A 17514-nucleotide genomic window follows, 5' to 3' on the forward strand; every position below is an offset into this window, starting at 1 on the left:
TTCACTTACCTTGCTCGTAGGGGACTATCTTCGGGAATTCGACGCCGGGCGGCAGGACGAGTACGCCGTCGGTGTTGATGTAGCCGGAGTACTTGCCCGGCATCGGCAGAGCGGGATCCGGGCACGGCCGGTCGGTCCCGTAACCGCAGATGCCGCCCATCATGAAGTACGAACGCTTCAGGACGTCGTCCGGCCAGGACTCGGTGTGCAGGGCGAACCACTGCGAGGGAATGGTGTAGAACACGAAGAAGGACGCACTCAGTGCCGCAAAGATCGCCAGGAACCGGATGAACTGCTGCTTGGCGAAGCCGCCCTTGATCTGGTCGAGTCCCCGCTCGACGACTGACCGGCCCCGGTCGTCGGTGAAGTAGCGCAGCGCGCACAACCCGGCCTGCACACCTCCCCACATGATTCCCTCGTAGAGCGGCCACTGGTAGTACGTGCCGGCATTGATCGACCAGGACTTGATCGCACCGGGGTAGGTGAACAACCCCATCGGCATCAGGAACATGCCTTCGATGAAGAAGTCGAAGATGAAGGTCCAGACGATCAACACGCCGATCAGCCCGCGGTTGCTGATGCCCGGCCAGCGCGACTTGGCCTTGCGCATCACCCAGCAGCCGAGGATGGTGCACATCAGCACCCCGGTCGCGTAGCCCGGCGCGTTCATCAGGAGCGGCTCGGCCATCGTCCGGCCCGGTTCGCCGAACGCCACCCAACCGGGAACGTCCTGCACCCACGAGCCGCGGTTCCACATCCAGGTGTTGTAGGTGCACCAGGTGTTGAAGTAGTTCAGCAGCGGGTCCTGGAAGAAGATCAGACCGCAGCCCACCAGCATCATGCCGTCCAGCGTGATGCGCCGCTCGCGGCGCCAGGGCCGAATGATGAAGTAGTAGACGCCGATTGGAAAGCCGGCCATGATCACGACGGTCCAGGTGATCAGGACCGCCTTCATCGCCAGCGGTGGATCGCTGGGCCCCGCCGGGACCCGCTCGAAATTCGGCCCGGTGATCCACCGGATCCACACGTACAGCTGAAAGGCCAGGATCGCACCGCCCACGGTGGCCCAGACCCGGACGGGCTTGGACGCGGGCTGAACCTGGGCGCCGAGGGTTGCCGTTCCGGCCAGCGACTGCGTGACGGAGGGCGCGTTCTTGTTGCCCGGCGGTCCGCTCATGACGTTGTCCCCTTACTCAATCGTCGTAGTGCAGCACTCATCGAGACTCGGCGAACATACCAGTTAGTATCTGAGTAACCAAGAGGATTCTCAGATCCCTATGGCACAATACTCGGCATGGCGGAGCGGTGGACACGAGAGCGACGCCTGGCGCACACCCGGTCGCTTCTGCTCGACGCTGCCGAGGACGTGTTCGCCGAAAAAGGTTTCACCACAGCGACTCTCGACGACATCGCCTATGCTGCCGGATACACCAAGGGTGCCATCTACAAGCATTTCGCCACCAAGGAAGACCTGTTCCTGGCCGTGAGCGACCGGTACTGGCGACGCTATTTCGACAATTTCGCCGAGATAATGTCGACCGCACCGCAGGTCGGCGCCCGCGAACTCGACGAGATCGCCGAGCGGTGGCGCCAGCTGAGTTGCGACCGGGGCGCCGAGCACGCCGCGCTGGGGCATGAGTTCGCCCTCTATCTGTTGAGAAACCCGGAAGCGCGAGAGCGAGTGGCCGACAAGCGGTCCGAGGTCGTCGAAGCGCTGGCCAGGTTCATCGTGGAAGGCATCGACCGGCTGGGCGCAACACTGCTCATCCCGCCGCTGACGTTCGCCCAGGTGCTCATCGCCACCAGCGACTCCGTCGTGCTGGGCAGTCAACTCGACGATGTCGACCTCTACCGGCCGGTCGTGGAGATGTACGTTTCAGCCATCAAGCTGCCCTGACCGCGACAGCGCGGCCGGCGGCCAAGCATCACAGCCACCTCCCCGGCCCCGACTACTTGAGGTAATGACAAGTACTTGATATTGTGCTCGTGATGCAGCCCGCGCTCCGGCTTCGCCCCACCGGCGTTGCGGCGGCGCGGCGCGGCAGACGGCAACACGGCGGAGAACTGGACCGTTCATCGCTACCCGCCAGCCGCGCACGGCGAGCAGTCGACGAGTGAGGGTGAAACATTGGTGATGAGCGTGACGGAGTCGACGTCATGACCCGGGTTGCCGCAGTGACCGGTGGCGCATCCGGGATGGGAGAGGCCACCTGCCACGAACTGGGCCGGCGGGGCTATCAGGTCGCCGTCCTCGACATCAATGACCAAGCCGCACAGCGGGTTGCCGACGACCTGCGCGGCCAGGGAGCGACCGCGCTGGGCATCGGCGTCGACGTCACCGATCGGGCCACCGTCGACGACGCCTTCGCCAAAGTGCGCAGCGAGATGGGGCCGGTCGCCGCCCTGGTCACCAGCGCGGGCATCTTCGGCTACTCCGCCTTCGCCGAGATCACTCCGCAGGACTGGGCGCGGATCATCGACGTCAACCTCACCGGTACCTTCCACTGCTGTCAGGCCGCGCTGCCGGACATGGTCGACGCCGGTTGGGGCCGCATCGTGATGATCTCCTCGTCCAGCGCCCAGCGCGGATCGCCGTTCGCCGCCCATTACGCGGCATCCAAAGGCGCGGTCATCACCTTGACCAAATCGCTGGCGCGCGAGTACGCCGTGCACGGCATCACGGTCAACAACATCCCGCCCTCGGGCATCGAGACACCCATGCAGCACCAGTCGCAAGCGGCCGGCTACCTGCCGCCCAACGAGCAGATAGCCGCCAACATCCCGCTGGGCCGGCTGGGCACCGGGGCCGACATCGCCGCGGCGGTCGGGTTCCTGTGTTCGGAGGAAGCCGGCTTCATCACCGGTCAGGTGCTCGGAGTCAATGGAGGAGCGGTGTTGTGACAGAGCATATTTCAGCGCGATCCGGTAGGCCCGCGGAAGGTTCGTGGACCGAGCACTACCCGGAGCTCGGCACCGGCCCGGTCTCGTTCGCCGATTCCACGTCACGGGAGTTCTACGCCGACGAGCGCGAGGCGGTGTTCAAACGCGCCTGGCTCAACGTGGGCCGCGTCGAGGAAGTGCCCGCCCACGGCAGCTACGCCACCAAGGAGATCGAAGCGGCTTCGGCGTCGGTCATTCTGGTCCACGCGGACCGGGGGATTCGCGCCTTCCACAACGTCTGCCCCCGCTGCGGGACGAAGCTGGTCTGGCACGACTTCCCGGATCGGGAGACCGCCGGGCAAAGTCAGGAGCTCACCTGCAAACGCTGCCGCCGCAGCCACGGATTCGACGGCACAGATCCGGATCTGATCGGAGTGCACTGCGAGGACTGGAACGGTTTCATCTTCATCAACTTCGATACCGAACCGCGCCAAGCCCTGCGCGAATTCCTCGGCCCGATGATCACCGCCCTCGACGACTACCCGTTCGGGAAACTCACCGAACGCTACGACTGGGTGGCGCACAACAACAGCAACTGGAAGATCTTCGCCGACGCATTCCAGGAGTACTACCACGTGCCGGCACTGCATTCGCAGCAGGTTCCCGCTGCGGTGCGGGTTCCCGACGCCGGCTTCACCTGTGGTCATTTCCAGCTCGACGGCCCGCACCGCTTGGTGTCCACCGCCGGCCGGCGCCGGTGGCTGCTGCCCCCGGAATACATGTACCCGATCGAGCGCGCGACCCGCAGCGGGCTGGTCGGCCCCTGGCGGACCCCCGACATCGGCGACATCCCGGACGGTGTGAACCCGGGTGGCATCGAGCCGTGGGGGATCAGCAACTTCCAGATCTTCCCCAACACCGAGATCCTCATCTACGGCGGCTGGTATCTGCTGTACCGGTACTGGCCCACCTCGCATAACACCCACCGGTTCGAGGCCCACACCTACTTTCATCCGGCCCGCAGCGTGCGCGAGCGCATCGAGCACGAAGTCGCGGCGGTGGTGCTCAAGGAGTTCGCGCTGCAGGACGCCGGGATGCTCGGCGGGACCCAAGCCGCGCTGGAGTACGGCATCGTCGACGACTTTCCCCTCAACGATCAGGAGATCCTGGTCCGACACCTGCACAAGGTGGTCGGTGACTGGGTGGAGGACTACCGGCGCGAGCACACCGGTGCGGGATCAATCCGATGACCGCCGCGCGGCTGCCGAGCGCCTTCGCCGAACTGGAGAGGTTCGCCGAAACCTGGTGCCTACCAACCGAAACCGAACGCTTCAACCAGAGACTGGCCAGCACCATCCCGGAACTGCGGGCCTTCTACGACGCGTTCTTCCCGCGGTTGGAGGAGGCGATCGACTACTGCGACAAGTTCGCGCTCGACGAGCTCCCCGAGGACGCGCTCAACCTGCTGCATCTGATCTATTCGCTGGTCATGGTGGCGATGGCGGTGGAGGTCATGGGACAGCCCGCGCCCGTCGACGCCGCCGACGCCGTCATGATCCGCACCGGCTGGCCGGTTCCGTGACGGCCGGAAGCCCATTGCCCGAAAGGACGCAGCCGATGAGTCTGCTCACCATCAACAAGCTCACCTCCTCGGTTGGCGCCGAGGTCCGCGGCGTCGAGCCGGAACGGCTGGTCGACGACGATCATCTCGGCGCTGCGGTGCTCGAGGCGTTGGAGGACAACGGGGTGTTGGTCTTCCGCGATCTGCAGCTCGAGCCCCGGGATCAGGTTGCGTTCTGCGGGCGGCTGGGTAGCGTCGACTTCTCCTCGGACGGCCACCACGAGGTCGCCGGCATCTATCCGATCACCTTGAACACCGCGAAGAACTCCGCCGCGAGCTACCTGCGCGCCACCTTCGACTGGCATATCGACGGTTGCACGCCGATGGGCGACGAGTGCCCGCAGAAGGCCACTGTGCTCTCCGCGGTGCACGTGGCCGAGCGTGGCGGCGAGACCGAGTTCGTCAGCGCCTACGCCGCCTACGACGCGCTCACCGACGACGAGAAGCGGCGCTTCGGTTCCCTGCGGGTGGTGCACTCGCTGGAAGCCTCCCAGCGCCGGGTCACGCCCGACCCGACTCCGGAAGAGCTGGCGAGGTGGCGGGCACGACCCACCCACGAACATCCCCTGGTGTGGACGCATCGCACCGGCCGAAAGTCACTGGTGCTGGGCGCCTCCACCGACCACGTCGTCGGCATGGATCTCGACGAGGGCCGCGCGCTGCTGGCCGAGCTGCTCGCGCGCGCCACGGTGCCCGACAAGGTCTATCGCCACAACTGGGCGGTGGGCGACACCGTTATCTGGGACAACCGGGGCGTGCTGCACCGCGCCGCCCCCTACGATCCCAACTCCCCCCGGGAAATGCTGCGCACCACGGTGCTCGGTGACGAGCCCATCCGGTGACCCGCCTGGAGCCGCTGCCGGCGGACAGTTGGGACGACACGGTGCGCGACGCGTTGCGTTCGCTGCTGCCCGCGGAACGGGCCAACCCGCGTGACGCCGGCAACGTGCTGGCCACCATGGTCCGTCATCCCGCGCTGACCCGTGCCTATCTGCCGTTCAACGCCTATCTGCTCACCGGCTCCACACTCTCGCCGCGAGACCGCGAGATCGCGTTGCTGCGGGCGGTGCTGAAAAGCGATTGCGACTATCTGTGGTCACATCACCTTCCGATCGCCGAGCGAGCGGGCCTGACGGCCGAAGAGATCGACACCGTCCGCTCTGGGCAGCCGGCCGGGAAATCCGATGCCGCCGTGGTGCACGCCGCCGACGAACTGGTCGACAGTCGCACCATCTCTGCTGCAGTCTGGGACGAGCTGGGACAACACTTCACCGAAGAGCAACGCATGGACCTGGTGTTCACCATCGGCGGCTACTGCCTACTGGCCATGGCGGTCAACGCCTTTGGCGTCCAGAAGGAGACCACATGAGCGACTTGTCCACGGAGAGCGAGCTGTTCGTCGCCACGGCGCGCGCATTCCTCGACAAGACAGCGACGCTGGGCGGGCAACGTGCGTTACACGCCCAGGGTCGGTCCTATGAACCGAAGTGGTGGCGACAGGCGGCCGAGCTCGGCTGGGCCGGCCTGCTGGTGCCCGAGGAACTCGGCGGGGGCAGCGTCTCCGACAGTGGTCTGCACGACCTCGCGGCGATCGCCGAAGCGATCGGCCGCACGGTCGGGCCGGGACCGCTGTACCCGGTGAGCACCGTGCTGGCCGGTCTGATCGACGCGGACAATCGTGCTGATCACGCCGCGACCATCGCGGCGCTGGTCGCCGGCGAGCAGGTGGCGACCTGGGCGGCGGACGAACCGGGCCGGGCCTTTCGGCCGCACCAGCCGGGCGTCACCGCCAAGACCGACGGTGCCGGTTACCGGCTCAACGGCGTCAAGGATCGGGTCGAGGCCGGTGCGCAGGCAGACCTGGTACTCGTCGGCGCCCGCGCCGACGACGGCACGCTGCGACAATTCCTGATCCGCGCCGATGCCCCGGGCGTGACGGTGCATCCGCAGGCCTGCATCGACCTGGTGAAGCAGTACGCGCGAATCGAGCTCGACGACGTCGAGGTCGATCCGGCGGCGGTCGTGGGCGGCTCCGCACAGACACCGCAACTCATCGACCGCCAGACCCAGGTCGCCATCGCCGTGACGTGCGCCGAAACCGTGGGAATCCTGGACGCGGTGCTGGCCATGACGCTCGAGTGGAGCCGGGACCGGTACAGCTTCGGCCGGCCGCTGGCGTCCTACCAGGCGCTCAAACACCGGCTCGCCGACATGACCATGTGGCTGCACGCCGGTCGTGCCGCCGCCGCCGCCGCCGTCGACAAGGTGGCCGCCCGCACCCCGGACGCCGCGATGTGGGTCAGCGCCGCCAAAGCCTATCTGTCCGAACACGCCGGACTGCTGGTCCAGGAGTGCGTCCAGCTGCACGGCGGAATCGGCGTCACCTGGGAGCACGACCTGCACGTATACCTGCGGCGGATCACCTTGTATGCCGGCCTGTTCGGCACATCCGCCGAACACCATCAGGCCATCGTCCGGGCCGCGAACGCAACGGAGCCGGCCGCATGAGCCAGACCGTCGCCACCGAGTTCACCGTCGAGGAGTTCGCCGCCCGGGCACGCAGCTGGCTGACCGCCAACATGCCGCGACTCGACCCGCAGCACCCGCCCCGCAACGGGCGCGACGACGAGGGCGCCTGGCAGCGCGCTCGTGAACTGCAGCGGCGCCTCTACGACGGCGGATTCGCCGGAATCTGCTTCCCCCGCGAATACGGTGGCCTCGGCCTGGACATCCGCTATCAGAAGGCCTTCGACGTCGAAACCGACGGCTACGAGATGCCGTTGATCCTCAACACCCCGACCTTCACCATCTGCTGCGCGACGCTGCTCGACACCGGAAGTGAGGAGCAGAAGCGCCGGCACATCCATGCCGCGCTGCGCGGTGAGGAGGTGCTCGTCCAGCTGCTCTCGGAGCCCAGCGGGGGATCCGACCTGGCCGGGCTGATCACCCGTGCCGACCGTGACGGGGACAGCTGGGTGATCAGTGGGGCCAAGACCTGGAGCACCAGTGCCTTCGCCGCCGACTACGGGCTGCTGCTGGCCCGCACCGACTCGACGGTGCCCAAACACGACGGCCTGACGATGTTTCTGATGCCGATCGACGCGCCCGGGGTGACGCTGCGGCGTATCGAGCAAGTTGACGGCTCCAACGAGTTCTGCGAGGAGTTCTTCGACGGCCTGCGCCTCGGCGACGACGCGGTCGTCGGCGAGGTGAACAAGGGCTGGGACATCGCTTCCCGGCTGCTGTTCCACGAGCGCCGCGCCGTCGGTCAGGGCTCGGAGTTCGCCAGCGGGCGCGGCCCCGAGCGCACCGAAATGGCCGCCGGGGACTTCCTCGCCCTGGCCGTCGCCGCCGGCACCGCCGAGGACCCGTTGACCCAGGACAAGATCGGCAGGGTGCTCGCCCGCCGGATGGTGCGCGATTGTCTCGTCGACCATGTCGGGCGCGCCATGCGCAGCGGGGCGCTGCCGCCGGCCGCCGGCTCACTCATCCGGCTGTTCCATTCCGACGTGACCTTCCTGGAGGTCGACACCGCCACCGAGGTCGCCGGGCCGCTCGGCGTCGTCGACAGCGAGGAGCAGCTGCTCAAAGTCGGCAAACGGTATCTGTCCCGCCAGACGGTGGCACTCGGGGGCGGCAGCAACGAGATGGCCCGCAACGTCATCGCTGAGCGCGTCCTCGGCCTGCCCCGCGAGTACGCCGCCGACCGGGGTGTCCCGTTCAACCAGGTCCGACACAACAGGGCCTGACCGCGTCGGCCTTGAGCACGGTAGCCTTTACCGCGATGACGGATCCCGTAGCACACTCGAGCGCCCACGGCGTTACCTACGCTTCTGCAGGTGTGGACATCGACGCCGGTGACCGGGCCGTCGAACTGATCAAACCGCTGGCCGCCAGGGCCACGCGGCCGGAGGTGCGGGGCGGCCTGGGCGGGTTCGCCGGGCTGTTCGCCCTGCGCAACGACTATCGCGAGCCGTTGCTGGCGTCCTCCACCGACGGGGTGGGCACCAAGCTGGCGATCGCCCAGGCGATGGACAAGCACGACACCGTGGGTATCGACCTGGTCGCGATGGTGGTCGACGACCTGGTGGTGTGCGGCGCCGAGCCGTTGTTCCTGCAGGACTACATCGCCGTCGGCCGCACGGTGCCCGAACGGGTCAGCGCGATCGTCTCCGGCATCGCCGAGGGGTGCGTGCAGGCCGGCTGTGCGCTGCTCGGCGGGGAGACCGCCGAACACCCGGGCCTGATGGAACCGGACCACTACGACATCTCCGCGACCGGCGTCGGCGTGGTGGAAGCCGACGATGTGCTGGGGCCCGACCGCGTTCGCCCCGGCGACGTACTGATCGCGATGGGCTCCTCGGGCCTGCACTCCAACGGCTACTCGCTGGCCCGGGCGGTGCTGCTCGACATCGACCGGATGAACCTGGCCGGCCACGTCGAGGAGTTCGGCCGCACGCTGGGGGAGGAGCTGCTGGAGCCGACCCGCATCTACTCCAAGGACTGCCTGGCGCTGGCCGCCGAAACGCAGGTGCGGACCTTCTGCCATGTCACCGGCGGTGGCCTGGCCGGCAACCTGGCCCGGGTCATCCCGGACGGGTTGGTCGCCGAGGTGGACCGCGGTACCTGGACTCCGGCTCCGGTGTTCGCGATGATCGCACAGCGCGGACGGGTGAGTCGGGCCGAGATGGAGAAGACGTTCAACCTCGGTGTCGGGATGGTCGCGGTTGTCGCGCCGGAGGACACCGACCGTGCACTGGCGATCCTCACCGCCCGCCATGTCGACTGCTGGCCGCTCGGCACGGTGGCCAAGGCCGGGAAGAACGTCCGGGAAGGCACTGCCGGCGCGGGCGCCAAGCTCGTCGGGCAGCACCCGAGGTTCTGACACCGGAGGCGAAGTCGGAGCCGCCGCGTGAACCGGCGCGTCAGGCCTCAGCGCTCAGCGACGCCAATCGTCGTCGCCGTTCCACGAGTCGTCACCGTCGGAGTCGTTGACCTCAGCACCAGCCAGCTCACGTTGGAGCTGAGTGAAATCGGTCGACGGTGAGCTGTACTTGAGCTCTCGAGCAACCTTGGTCTGCTTCGCCTTAGCCCGGCCGCGGCCCATGGGGGGACCCCCTCGCGCAATAACGGAGCGGCCCCACGAGCAGGCGGCTCCGATCTGAGTGTGTGTATTGTCCTGCCGACAGCTTACCGTGCCGCTCGCGCGGGTGCCGAGCTGGCCTGTGCCGGTGCGAGATCAAACCCGGCCGCGCAGCCGGTCGATGGCGACCCGCCCGGCACCCCGCACGTCCGGCGCCGGAATCGATTCGGCGTCGATCACCGCGCTGACCTCCCCACCGGGGCCGGTCGACAGGGGGGTATCGGCCGGCAGCCCGCGTTTGAGCAGCGCCAGTGCGATCGGGCCCAGTTCGAAGTGGTCGACCACGGTGCCCAGCCGGCCCACCGGGCGCCCGCCGGAGGTGATCGGATCGCCGGTCGAGGGCCGGTCGACCGATCCGTCCAGGTGCAGCAGCACCAGCATCCGGGGCGGCTTTCCCAGGTTGTGCACCCGGGCCACGGTCTCCTGCCCGCTGTAGCACCCCTTGTCCAGGTGCACCGCACCCACGCCCGGTTCGCCGATCCAGTCCAACTCGTGGGGGATGCTGCGCTCATCGGTGTCCAGACCCAGCCGCGGCCGTCGCGCCGCCACCCGCTCGGCCTCGTAGGCCCAGATCCCGGCCGGCTTTACCCCGGCATGCGCCAGCCGGCGCTGCCAGTCGCCCTTCTCGGCGCGCGGCACCAGCAGCTCCAGCGCGTGCTGGTCCGGGCCCCGCCGCACGAACGCGCCCGACTCGCCGATCACCACCGCATCGGCGCCGGGCAGCGCGGTCACGCCCAGCGCGTCGCGCACCGCCGGATCGTCGAGGCGGGGACCCAGCAGCGAAAGCACCGCGAGATCGGCCGGCTGGATCGTCACATCGGCCCAGAACACCATCTTGCGGAGATGCTCGGTCAAGTGATCGCCGCGCCATGGCTCGGTGTCGAGATAGGTGGTGTCGTCCAGTTCGGTCTGGACCCAGTGATCGGTGATGTGACCGTGGGCGTCCAGGATCAGGTTCTCGGTGCTGGCGCCGGTGGGCAGTTCGGCCACGTGCTGGGTGCACAGGGTGTGCAGCCACGTCTTGCGTTCCGGGCCGCCCACGGCGAGCACCGCCCGATGGGATCGGTCGATCAGCACGGCTTCGGTTTGCGCGCTTCGCTGTTCGCCGAACGGATCGCCGTAGTGCCAGATGGCGCCGGCGTCGGGACCGGGATCGGGGGCGGGTACGGCGGACACATGTCAACTCTACGGAGCCGCTACGCTCAGGGTCCATGCCCGCCGATCACGCCGTGACGATCGTCACCCTGGGCGGCGGGCTTGTCGACGATTCCCCGCTGCTGCACGCAGATGACCTGGCGGTATTGCGCGGCGACGGCATCTTCGAAACCCTGCTGGTGCGCGACGGTGCGGCCTGTCTGCTCGACGCCCACCTGCAGCGACTGGCCCGCTCGGCCGAGCTGATGGATCTGCCGGCCCCCGATCTGGACGGGTGGCGGCGCGCCGTGGACACCGCGGTGCGCCGCTGGCCGGCGTCCGTTGAGGGCGCACTGCGGATGATCTACAGCCGCGGCCGGGAATGCGGTTCCGGTCCAACGGCATACGTGATGATCACACCGCTGTCGGGTCGCATCGCCGAAGCACGCCGGCGGGGCGTGGCGGTGGTGAGCCTGGACCGCGGCGTGCCGGCGCAGGGGCCGGCGATGCCGTGGCTGCTGGCCGGGGCCAAGACCCTGTCGTATGCGGTCAACATGGCGGCGCTGCGCCACGCCGCCAAGCAGGGCGCGGACGACGTGATCTTCATCAGCTCCGACGGCTATGTCCTGGAGGGCCCGCGCTCCACGGTGGTCCTGGTGGAGCCGGGGCGCATGGTCACACCGCCGTCGTCGCAGCCGATCCTGCGCGGCACCACCGCCGAGGCACTGTTCGAGGTGGCTCGCGGCGCCGGCTACCGGTGCGAGTATGCGCCGCTGCGCCAGGCGGATCTTCTTGCTGCGCAAGATATCTGGTTGGTCTCCAGTATCACCCTGGCCGCACGGGTGCACACTCTGGACGGCCGGGTGCTCAACCCGCGGGTGCCCGCCGCCGAGGTCGCCGCCCTGGTGGACGCGGCCATCGGCCACTGAAGTCCCACCGATGGCCCACCGAAGGCGTTGACTCTGCGGCTATGGCGCAAAAGTGCGAGTAGCCTGCGCCCTCAGCGCAGAGTCAATGCAAGGGGGTCAGCCGACGAAGCGGGTCAACCGGGCCGAGAGGTGCGGCACCAGTTCGCCGTCGGCGTCCACCCGCTCCTCCACGTAGGCCAGGTCGCCGTCCTCGACGATCCCGTACAGCCGCTTGGCGGCGCCCATCAGGCCGATCGAGCCCACCGACTTGCTGCGCGCCAGGGCGTCGGTGACCAGCTCCCAGGATGCCGGGCCGTGTGGGCGCCCGTAGAACAGCTCCACGTAGCCGCTCGCGTGCGACAGCAGCAGCTCGATGGCCTGTGATTCGTCGGGGTCGCCAGGATCACTGACGAACCGCCAGAAGCCGGTTTCCCGCAGAGCGGGGCCGGTGGGCTCGGCGGCCGCGTCGAGCGGCCAGGAGCGGGCTTCCCAGTTCAGGTAGTCGCCGCCGTCGTGGGACACCACGATCTGCTGGCCGAACCGGTAATCGCCGTGTGCGCGGTGGCCCACCCCTTCACCTCGCCACACCCCGACCAACGGCAGCAGCGCCAACAGGGCGTCGTGCAGGTTCGGGCCTTCGCGCAGGTTGGCCGTGTCGCGGACCGGCAGGTCCGCTGAGACCGGGAACACCGGGATGTTGCGCGCCGCGGTCTGCTTGGCCCGCTCCGCGGCCGCGGCTACCGCGCGGTCACCGGAGCCCGGGACGACCGGACGGTCGCCGCCGTCCTGCGCGCCGGCGTCGGAGGCACTCACATCTCGTCGGTGATCAGCCGATACAGCGTGTACAGCGCGAACCAGGTGATCAGGCCCGTAGCCGCCACCAGCATCAACTCGAAGAAAAGCACCACGGGGGCAGTCTATCCCGAGCTGTCAGGCGACTTTGATGTCGACCTCGTGGAGGCCCGCCCCCGACGGCGTCACCACGGCATCACCGTTGCCGGCCGTGGACAATGCCCGCACCGTCCACGCGCCCGGCGCGGCGAAGAACCGGAAGTCACCGGTTGCCGAGGCGACGACCTCCGCGGTGAACTCCTCGGAGGAGTCCAGCAGCCGCACGAACGCGCCGCCGACGGTCTGGCCGGAGCTGTCCACCACGCGGCCGGTGATCACCGTCTCCTTCTCCAGGTCGACGTTGGCCGGCAAGGCGAGTCCTTGTTTCGGTCCAGAGCACATATCAGCTTCCCAATTCGATCGGGGCACCCACCAGGGAGCCGTATTCCATCCAACTGCCGTCGTAGTTCTTGACGTTGCGGTGTCCGAGCAGCTCGCGAAGCACGAACCAGGTGTGCGACGAGCGCTCACCGATCCGGCAGTACGCGATGGTCTCCTTCTCCCCGTCCAGGCCGGCGCCGGCGTACAGCTCGGCCAGTTCCTCGTCGGACTTGAAGGTGCCGTCCTCGTTGGCGGCGCGGCTCCAGGGCACGTTGATCGCGCTGGGCACGTGTCCGCGCTGCTGGCTCTGCTCCTGGGGCAGGTGCGCCGGCGCCAGGATCTTGCCGGAGAACTCCTCGGGAGAGCGCACGTCGACGAGGTTCTTGGTGTTGATCGCGGCGATCACCTCGTCGCGCCGTGCCCGCAGCGACTCGTCCAGCGGCTTGGCGGAGTACGAGGTGGCCGGCCGGGTGACCGTCTCGCCGGTCAACGGGCGACCGTCGAGCTCCCACTTCTTGCGACCGCCGTCGAGCAGCTTGACGTTCTGGTGTCCGTAGAGCTTGAAGTACCAGTAGGCGAACGCGGCGAACCAGTTGTTGTTGCCGCCGTAGAGGATCACGGTGTCGTCGTTGGCGATACCGCGCTCAGAGAGCAGCTTGGAGAACGCGGCGGCGTCGATGACGTCGCGCCGAACCGAGTCCTGCAGGTCCTTGCGCCAGTCCAACCGGATCGCGCCCGGAATGTGATTGGTGTCATAGACGCTGGTGTCCTCGTCGACTTCGACGAAGACGGTGTCGGGTGCGTCGAGATTGCTCTGGGCCCAGTCAGTGGAGACCAGGACGTCGGAGCGGGCCATGGCGGGGGTCCTTTCGGTTACTTCGGGGCGGACGAGTTCGTGGGGAACCCGGCGGTCACACCGGTGTCGGGCGCAGGCGCACAACGAGCGGGTAGAGCTGACAGCCCAGGCAGATGCCGAAGGCCGCGTTGAGGAAGGCCGCCGCCAGCGCGAAGGCCGTCGCGGTCAGGCCCACCGCCGGCGCGACGGTGAAACCGGCGATTCCGAGCACGGCGAACACCAGGCCGACGAGCTGAGCGAAGCGCAGCGGCGCCACCGGCTCACGCTCGGTCACCGGACCCAGCCGCGGCGCCACCAGACGCGCATAGAGCACCCCGTAGGGGTGGCGGCGGGGACCAGACGCCGCGCCGATCGCGAACACGACTGCCTGGCCGGCCAGCACGACGGTGGCGGCGGCCGGACTGAACTCGAAGATGAGCAGGACGGCCACCAGGACCGCCGAGGTGACCCAGGCGGTGAACCGGGGACCCCGAACGTCTACCTGGCTGGTATCGGGTTCGGTGTTCGGCATCTTTGCTGCTCCCTGGCTGTCGTGGCGAATGGCTGGTGGAGACATGCCACGGAATCGCGGGCTGCTCCGAGAGCGACGCGATAACGCGGCGACTCAGCGACAGCGACAACAGCAGCAGCCCGCGGTGCGGCACAGGTCGACTGTGCGGCGCTTGGTGAGCACAAGCTCAATGCGGGCGAACACGCCAGACAGCCTACCCAATGCGGGGGCGTTCAAGCCAATAAAGGCTCCAGCGCGGACCGCAGTGCAGCGGCCGTCGGGACGCCGGCCGCCCGGTAGCGCTGCCGGCCGTCGGCGTCGAAGATCAGGGTGGTGGGCAGTGACAGCACCGAAAACCTGCGTGCCGCAGCGGGATCTGCGTCGATGTCGATCTCGCGGTGCATCACCTTCTCCGGGCCGCCGAGATCGTCGCAGACTTTTTCGACCACCCGGCGCACCCCGGCGCAAGGTCCACACCACGGTGCGGAGAAGTGCACCACCGTTGGGCCGCCGCGCTCCAGCCCCAGAAACGCGGCCGCGCCGTCATCGTCGGCGCCGGACCCGGAGTCGGTGACCTCTACCGGCCTGATCACCCCGGCCCGACGGTTCACCCACCAGCCGATCACGCCTGCGAGCGCCAGGCCGGCCACGATCGCGATCACGCTCATCGCTGGCGGAACTCCGGCAGGGTGACGGTCATGTCCGCGGCGATGCCCTCGATGATCACATCGGAGCCGCGGGCGCCCTGGCTGGTGGGCACCAGCCCGAACGGCAACCGTTGCTGCGGCAGGCTGCCGCGGAAGGCCGCCAGGACCGCGGCCCGCTGCTCGTCGGGAACGTGCTGGTTGGCGGTGTCCGGGCCGGTGAGGACCCCGGTCGGGGTGATCACCAGGGTGGTGTGGTCGGCGCCGGCGATCGACAGGTCCACCGCAACGCTGACCCGCTTGCCGTACCCGGCCGGCGTGCCGGTGAACACCAGGCCGTGACTGCTGGAGATCCCCGACTCGGTGGTGCCGCCGGTGGCGTCGTTCGTCTCACTCGGTGGGGCCTCCACCATCAGGTCGCGGATCCCCAGGTAGCGGCCCAGATACACCGAACCGATGATGATCCGGCTCTCCAGCTTGGCGACCGGGATCTGCGCGCCGGGGCGGAACCGCCAGGTCGCCTCGCTCAGGTCGACCGAATGCATGGTGGCCTCTAGCATCGCCTTGCCGATCATCGGCTGCTCGACGGCAGGGGCCTTGATCTCCACTTCGTCGTAGTGATCCCGCCGCGCCTGCGGGATGAACGGGAACCCGAGAATCGCCACGAAGGGGTCCGATCCGAGGTCGGTGGCCCGCCGAACCGCCCGCGACAGTTGGTATTCGGCGTAGACGCTGATCCCGAAATCGACCCCGCCGACTGCGACGACCAGAGCCGCGATCACGGCCGACATCCCGATAAGCACCCTGCGCACCCGGCCATTCTGGCAGGTCGCACGCTATCGTTAGATCACCTGGGACGCTGGAGGACCTCGTTGGAGCTACTGCTGTTGACTGCTGACTTGCACCCCGATGCGGTGCTGCCGTCGCTGTCGCTGCTGGCACACACCGTGCGGACAGCGCCGCCGGAGGTTTCTGCGCTGCTCGAGGCCGGTTCGGCGGAGGTGGTGATCGTCGACGCGCGCACCGATCTGGCCGGGGCCCGTGGGCTGTGCCGGCTGCTCAGCACGACCGCGGGCTCGGTGCCAGTGGTAGCGGTGGTGACGGAGGGCGGGTTGGTCGCCGTCAATGCCGAGTGGGGAGTCGACGAGATCCTGCTGCCGGGGACCGGGCCGGCCGAGACCGACGCCCGGTTGCGGCTGTTGACCGGCCGCCGGGGCGCCCCGACCGCCGAACAGACCTCGGGCCAGACCAAGCTGGGCGAGCTGGTGATCGACGAAGGCACCTACACGGCGCGGCTGCGTGGCCGGCCGCTGGACCTGACGTACAAGGAATTCGAGCTCCTCAAATATCTCACCCAGCACGTCGGCCGGGTCTTCACCCGCGCGCAGTTGCTGCAGGAGGTGTGGGGATACGACTTCTTCGGCGGCACCCGCACCGTCGACGTGCACGTCCGGCGGCTTCGGGCCAAGCTCGGCCCGGAATACGAGTCGCTGATCGGCACGGTCCGCAACGTCGGCTACAAGGCGGTCCGGCCGGTTCGGGGCAAACCCGCGGGCGCGTCCGACGACGAGGACGAGGGGGATGAGGCGGTCGACGACCTCGACGGCGCGGACGGCGGTGCGCCCGAGTCGCTGGCCAGTCAGTGATCCTTCCGCAATGGCGCGCCGCGCTCACCGACGACGAGCAGCGGCAGGTTCGGGAGCTGATCGCCGCCGCCGGAGACCACGACGGCGTCGCCCCGGTCGGTGAACAGGTGCTGCGCGAGCTCGCCGGCGACCGTGCCGGACACCTGGTCGCCGATGACGGCGGCGCGGTAGTGGGCTATCTGAATCTGAGCGCGCCGTCGGATGACGCCGCGCCTATGGCCGAACTGGTGGTAGCGCCACCGGCCCGGCGGCGCGGCATCGGATCCGCGATGGCCCGCGCCGCGTTGACGAAAAGCCAAGGACGCAACCGGTTCTGGGCGCACGGCACGCTGCCCGGAGCCCGGGCCACCGCCGCGGCGCTGGATCTGGCCGCGGTGCGCGAGCTGCTGCAGATGCGCCGGTCGTTGCGCGGGGTGCCGAAGCCGTCGCTGCCGGTCGGGGTGTCGATTCGCAGCTATGCGGGGGAGGCCGACGACGCCGAGTTGTTGCGTGTCAACAACGCGGCCTTCGCCTGGCATCCGGAGCAGAGCGGCTGGACGGCGGCGGACGTGGCCGAACGACGTGCCGAGGGATGGTTCGATCCGCGCGGGCTGTTCCTGGCGTTCGACGCGACCGACGAGCAGACCCTGTTGGGATTCCACTGGACCAAGATCCACCGCGACAAGCCCGGCGCCGAGCTCGCCGGGGAGGTGTATGTCGTCGGGGTCGATCCCGCCGCCCAGGGACGTGGCCTGGGCCGGGCGCTGACCGAAGTGGGCCTGGCCCACCTGGCCGATCGGCTCGCCGATGTCGACTCGCCGACCGTGCTGCTCTACGTCGAAGCGGACAACACCGCGGCGTTGCGGACCTATGAACAGCTGGGTTTCACGGTGCACAGCGTCGACACCGCCTACGCCGCGGTAGACCGTGGTTGACCGTCGCTCGATCTATTCACCGCGCGTTCACCTGCCATGCGGTTGCCATCCATGAGCGCCACATAC

Annotated in this window: 22 protein-coding genes; 12 read left to right on the forward strand and 10 right to left on the reverse strand. The window is 68.5% G+C overall.

Going from position 1 to position 17514, the window contains the following annotated elements; all coding sequences use genetic code 11:
• Nucleotide 1 precedes the first annotated feature (1 nt).
• Entirely contained in the window at nt 2-1177 is a 1176-nt protein-coding gene (locus G6N23_RS02570) for a spirocyclase AveC family protein (RefSeq protein ID WP_085261626.1), read from the reverse strand.
• A gap of 117 nt (nt 1178-1294) precedes the next feature.
• Here G6N23_RS02570 and G6N23_RS02575 point away from each other — a divergent pair, with 117 nt between their 5' ends.
• The 9 genes from G6N23_RS02575 (at nt 1295) to purM (ending at nt 9386) form a co-directional block, all read left to right on the forward strand.
• Nucleotides 1295-1897 (forward strand): TetR/AcrR family transcriptional regulator, encoded by a 603-nt coding sequence (locus G6N23_RS02575; RefSeq protein ID WP_085261627.1) that lies wholly within the window; start codon nt 1295-1297, stop codon nt 1895-1897.
• Between the two features lie 260 nt (nt 1898-2157).
• Nucleotides 2158-2901 carry an SDR family NAD(P)-dependent oxidoreductase gene (locus tag G6N23_RS02580; protein WP_085261628.1) on the forward strand — a complete coding sequence of 248 codons (744 nt, stop codon included), beginning with the start codon at nt 2158-2160 and terminating at the stop codon, nt 2899-2901.
• Between the two features lie 8 nt (nt 2902-2909).
• The gene (locus G6N23_RS02585) at nt 2910-4130 is read left to right on the forward strand and encodes an aromatic ring-hydroxylating dioxygenase subunit alpha (protein WP_085261857.1); all 1221 of its coding nucleotides are present in this window, start codon (nt 2910-2912) and stop codon (nt 4128-4130) included.
• Complete coding sequence (locus G6N23_RS02590) at nt 4127-4462, forward strand: hypothetical protein (RefSeq protein ID WP_085261629.1); 336 nt, start codon at nt 4127-4129, stop codon at nt 4460-4462. The genes G6N23_RS02585 and G6N23_RS02590 overlap by 4 nt, the downstream gene beginning before the upstream one ends.
• Nucleotides 4463-4497: 35 nt before the next feature.
• Entirely contained in the window at nt 4498-5343 is an 846-nt protein-coding gene (locus tag G6N23_RS02595) for a TauD/TfdA dioxygenase family protein (protein ID WP_085261630.1), read from the forward strand.
• Nucleotides 5340-5870 (forward strand): carboxymuconolactone decarboxylase family protein, encoded by a 531-nt coding sequence (locus G6N23_RS02600; RefSeq protein WP_085261631.1) that lies wholly within the window; start codon nt 5340-5342, stop codon nt 5868-5870. Before G6N23_RS02595 ends, G6N23_RS02600 begins: the two co-directional genes overlap by 4 nt.
• The gene (locus G6N23_RS02605) at nt 5867-7009 is read left to right on the forward strand and encodes an acyl-CoA dehydrogenase family protein (RefSeq protein ID WP_085261632.1); all 1143 of its coding nucleotides are present in this window, start codon (nt 5867-5869) and stop codon (nt 7007-7009) included. The genes G6N23_RS02600 and G6N23_RS02605 overlap by 4 nt, the downstream gene beginning before the upstream one ends.
• Entirely contained in the window at nt 7006-8250 is a 1245-nt protein-coding gene (locus G6N23_RS02610; protein ID WP_085261633.1) for an acyl-CoA dehydrogenase family protein, read from the forward strand. Before G6N23_RS02605 ends, G6N23_RS02610 begins: the two co-directional genes overlap by 4 nt.
• Before the next feature lie 35 nt (nt 8251-8285).
• Nucleotides 8286-9386: a phosphoribosylformylglycinamidine cyclo-ligase gene (purM, locus tag G6N23_RS02615; RefSeq protein ID WP_085261634.1), complete on the forward strand. Its 1101-nt coding sequence runs from the start codon at nt 8286-8288 to the stop codon at nt 9384-9386.
• A 54-nt stretch (nt 9387-9440) separates the two neighbouring features.
• Here purM and G6N23_RS02620 read toward each other — a convergent pair whose 3' ends face one another.
• Both G6N23_RS02620 and ygfZ read right to left on the reverse strand, forming a co-directional pair.
• Nucleotides 9441-9608 (reverse strand): DUF3073 domain-containing protein, encoded by a 168-nt coding sequence (locus G6N23_RS02620; RefSeq protein WP_082133971.1) that lies wholly within the window; start codon nt 9606-9608, stop codon nt 9441-9443.
• A gap of 132 nt (nt 9609-9740) precedes the next feature.
• Nucleotides 9741-10820, reverse strand: coding sequence for a CAF17-like 4Fe-4S cluster assembly/insertion protein YgfZ (gene ygfZ / locus G6N23_RS02625; RefSeq protein WP_085261635.1), 1080 nt, complete (start codon nt 10818-10820; stop codon nt 9741-9743).
• A gap of 35 nt (nt 10821-10855) precedes the next feature.
• Here ygfZ and G6N23_RS02630 point away from each other — a divergent pair, with 35 nt between their 5' ends.
• Nucleotides 10856-11707: an aminodeoxychorismate lyase gene (locus G6N23_RS02630; protein WP_085261636.1), complete on the forward strand. Its 852-nt coding sequence runs from the start codon at nt 10856-10858 to the stop codon at nt 11705-11707.
• 96 nt (nt 11708-11803) lie between these two features.
• Here the strand turns inward: G6N23_RS02630 and G6N23_RS02635 are convergent, their stop codons facing one another.
• The 7 genes from G6N23_RS02635 to lmeA form a co-directional block, all read right to left on the reverse strand.
• Nucleotides 11804-12499, reverse strand: a complete 696-nt coding sequence (locus G6N23_RS02635) for a heme-binding beta-barrel domain-containing protein (protein ID WP_085261637.1) — start codon at nt 12497-12499, stop codon at nt 11804-11806.
• 117 nt (nt 12500-12616) lie between these two features.
• Entirely contained in the window at nt 12617-12919 is a 303-nt protein-coding gene (locus G6N23_RS02640; protein ID WP_085261638.1) for a DUF1416 domain-containing protein, read from the reverse strand.
• A gap of 1 nt (nt 12920) precedes the next feature.
• Entirely contained in the window at nt 12921-13754 is an 834-nt protein-coding gene (locus G6N23_RS02645) for a sulfurtransferase (RefSeq protein WP_085261639.1), read from the reverse strand.
• A 55-nt stretch (nt 13755-13809) separates the two neighbouring features.
• The gene (locus G6N23_RS02650) at nt 13810-14265 is read right to left on the reverse strand and encodes a DUF4395 domain-containing protein (RefSeq protein ID WP_085261640.1); all 456 of its coding nucleotides are present in this window, start codon (nt 14263-14265) and stop codon (nt 13810-13812) included.
• Nucleotides 14266-14358: 93 nt separating this feature from the next.
• The gene (locus G6N23_RS22670) at nt 14359-14448 is read right to left on the reverse strand and encodes a putative leader peptide (protein WP_372509022.1); all 90 of its coding nucleotides are present in this window, start codon (nt 14446-14448) and stop codon (nt 14359-14361) included.
• Between the two features lie 29 nt (nt 14449-14477).
• Entirely contained in the window at nt 14478-14912 is a 435-nt protein-coding gene (locus G6N23_RS02655; RefSeq protein ID WP_085261641.1) for a thioredoxin family protein, read from the reverse strand.
• Complete coding sequence (gene lmeA, locus G6N23_RS02660) at nt 14909-15679, reverse strand: mannan chain length control protein LmeA (protein ID WP_085261642.1); 771 nt, start codon at nt 15677-15679, stop codon at nt 14909-14911. Before lmeA ends, G6N23_RS02655 begins: the two co-directional genes overlap by 4 nt.
• Nucleotides 15680-15760: 81 nt before the next feature.
• On the opposite strand from lmeA, the gene G6N23_RS02665 reads away from it, so the two are divergent.
• Both G6N23_RS02665 and mshD read left to right on the forward strand, forming a co-directional pair.
• Nucleotides 15761-16534 (forward strand): winged helix-turn-helix transcriptional regulator, encoded by a 774-nt coding sequence (locus G6N23_RS02665; protein WP_085261643.1) that lies wholly within the window; start codon nt 15761-15763, stop codon nt 16532-16534.
• A complete protein-coding gene (gene mshD, locus G6N23_RS02670; protein WP_085261644.1) occupies nt 16531-17448 on the forward strand; it encodes a mycothiol synthase in 918 nt (305 codons plus the stop codon). Before G6N23_RS02665 ends, mshD begins: the two co-directional genes overlap by 4 nt.
• The last annotated feature ends 66 nt before the right edge of the window (nt 17449-17514 follow it).

The sequence above is a fragment of the Mycolicibacter terrae genome (genome assembly GCF_010727125.1).
GTDB lineage: Bacteria > Actinomycetota > Actinomycetes > Mycobacteriales > Mycobacteriaceae > Mycobacterium > Mycobacterium terrae.

What these genes read in the sequence shown, in the direction of transcription:
- G6N23_RS02570 (WP_085261626.1), bottom strand. Translation starts at nt 1,177, where the DNA reads ATGAGCGGACCGCCGGGCAACAAGAACGCGCCCTCCGTCACGCAGTCG.
- G6N23_RS02575 (WP_085261627.1), top strand. Translation starts at nt 1,295, where the DNA reads ATGGCGGAGCGGTGGACACGAGAGCGACGCCTGGCGCACACCCGGTCG.
- G6N23_RS02580 (WP_085261628.1), top strand. Translation starts at nt 2,158, where the DNA reads ATGACCCGGGTTGCCGCAGTGACCGGTGGCGCATCCGGGATGGGAGAG.
- G6N23_RS02590 (WP_085261629.1), top strand. Translation starts at nt 4,127, where the DNA reads ATGACCGCCGCGCGGCTGCCGAGCGCCTTCGCCGAACTGGAGAGGTTC.
- G6N23_RS02595 (WP_085261630.1), top strand. Translation starts at nt 4,498, where the DNA reads ATGAGTCTGCTCACCATCAACAAGCTCACCTCCTCGGTTGGCGCCGAG.
- G6N23_RS02605 (WP_085261632.1), top strand. Translation starts at nt 5,867, where the DNA reads ATGAGCGACTTGTCCACGGAGAGCGAGCTGTTCGTCGCCACGGCGCGC.
- G6N23_RS02610 (WP_085261633.1), top strand. Translation starts at nt 7,006, where the DNA reads ATGAGCCAGACCGTCGCCACCGAGTTCACCGTCGAGGAGTTCGCCGCC.
- purM (WP_085261634.1), top strand. Translation starts at nt 8,286, where the DNA reads ATGACGGATCCCGTAGCACACTCGAGCGCCCACGGCGTTACCTACGCT.
- G6N23_RS02620 (WP_082133971.1), bottom strand. Translation starts at nt 9,608, where the DNA reads ATGGGCCGCGGCCGGGCTAAGGCGAAGCAGACCAAGGTTGCTCGAGAG.
- G6N23_RS02630 (WP_085261636.1), top strand. Translation starts at nt 10,856, where the DNA reads ATGCCCGCCGATCACGCCGTGACGATCGTCACCCTGGGCGGCGGGCTT.
- G6N23_RS02640 (WP_085261638.1), bottom strand. Translation starts at nt 12,919, where the DNA reads ATGTGCTCTGGACCGAAACAAGGACTCGCCTTGCCGGCCAACGTCGAC.
- G6N23_RS02645 (WP_085261639.1), bottom strand. Translation starts at nt 13,754, where the DNA reads ATGGCCCGCTCCGACGTCCTGGTCTCCACTGACTGGGCCCAGAGCAAT.
- G6N23_RS02650 (WP_085261640.1), bottom strand. Translation starts at nt 14,265, where the DNA reads ATGCCGAACACCGAACCCGATACCAGCCAGGTAGACGTTCGGGGTCCC.
- G6N23_RS02655 (WP_085261641.1), bottom strand. Translation starts at nt 14,912, where the DNA reads ATGAGCGTGATCGCGATCGTGGCCGGCCTGGCGCTCGCAGGCGTGATC.
- lmeA (WP_085261642.1), bottom strand. Translation starts at nt 15,679, where the DNA reads ATGTCGGCCGTGATCGCGGCTCTGGTCGTCGCAGTCGGCGGGGTCGAT.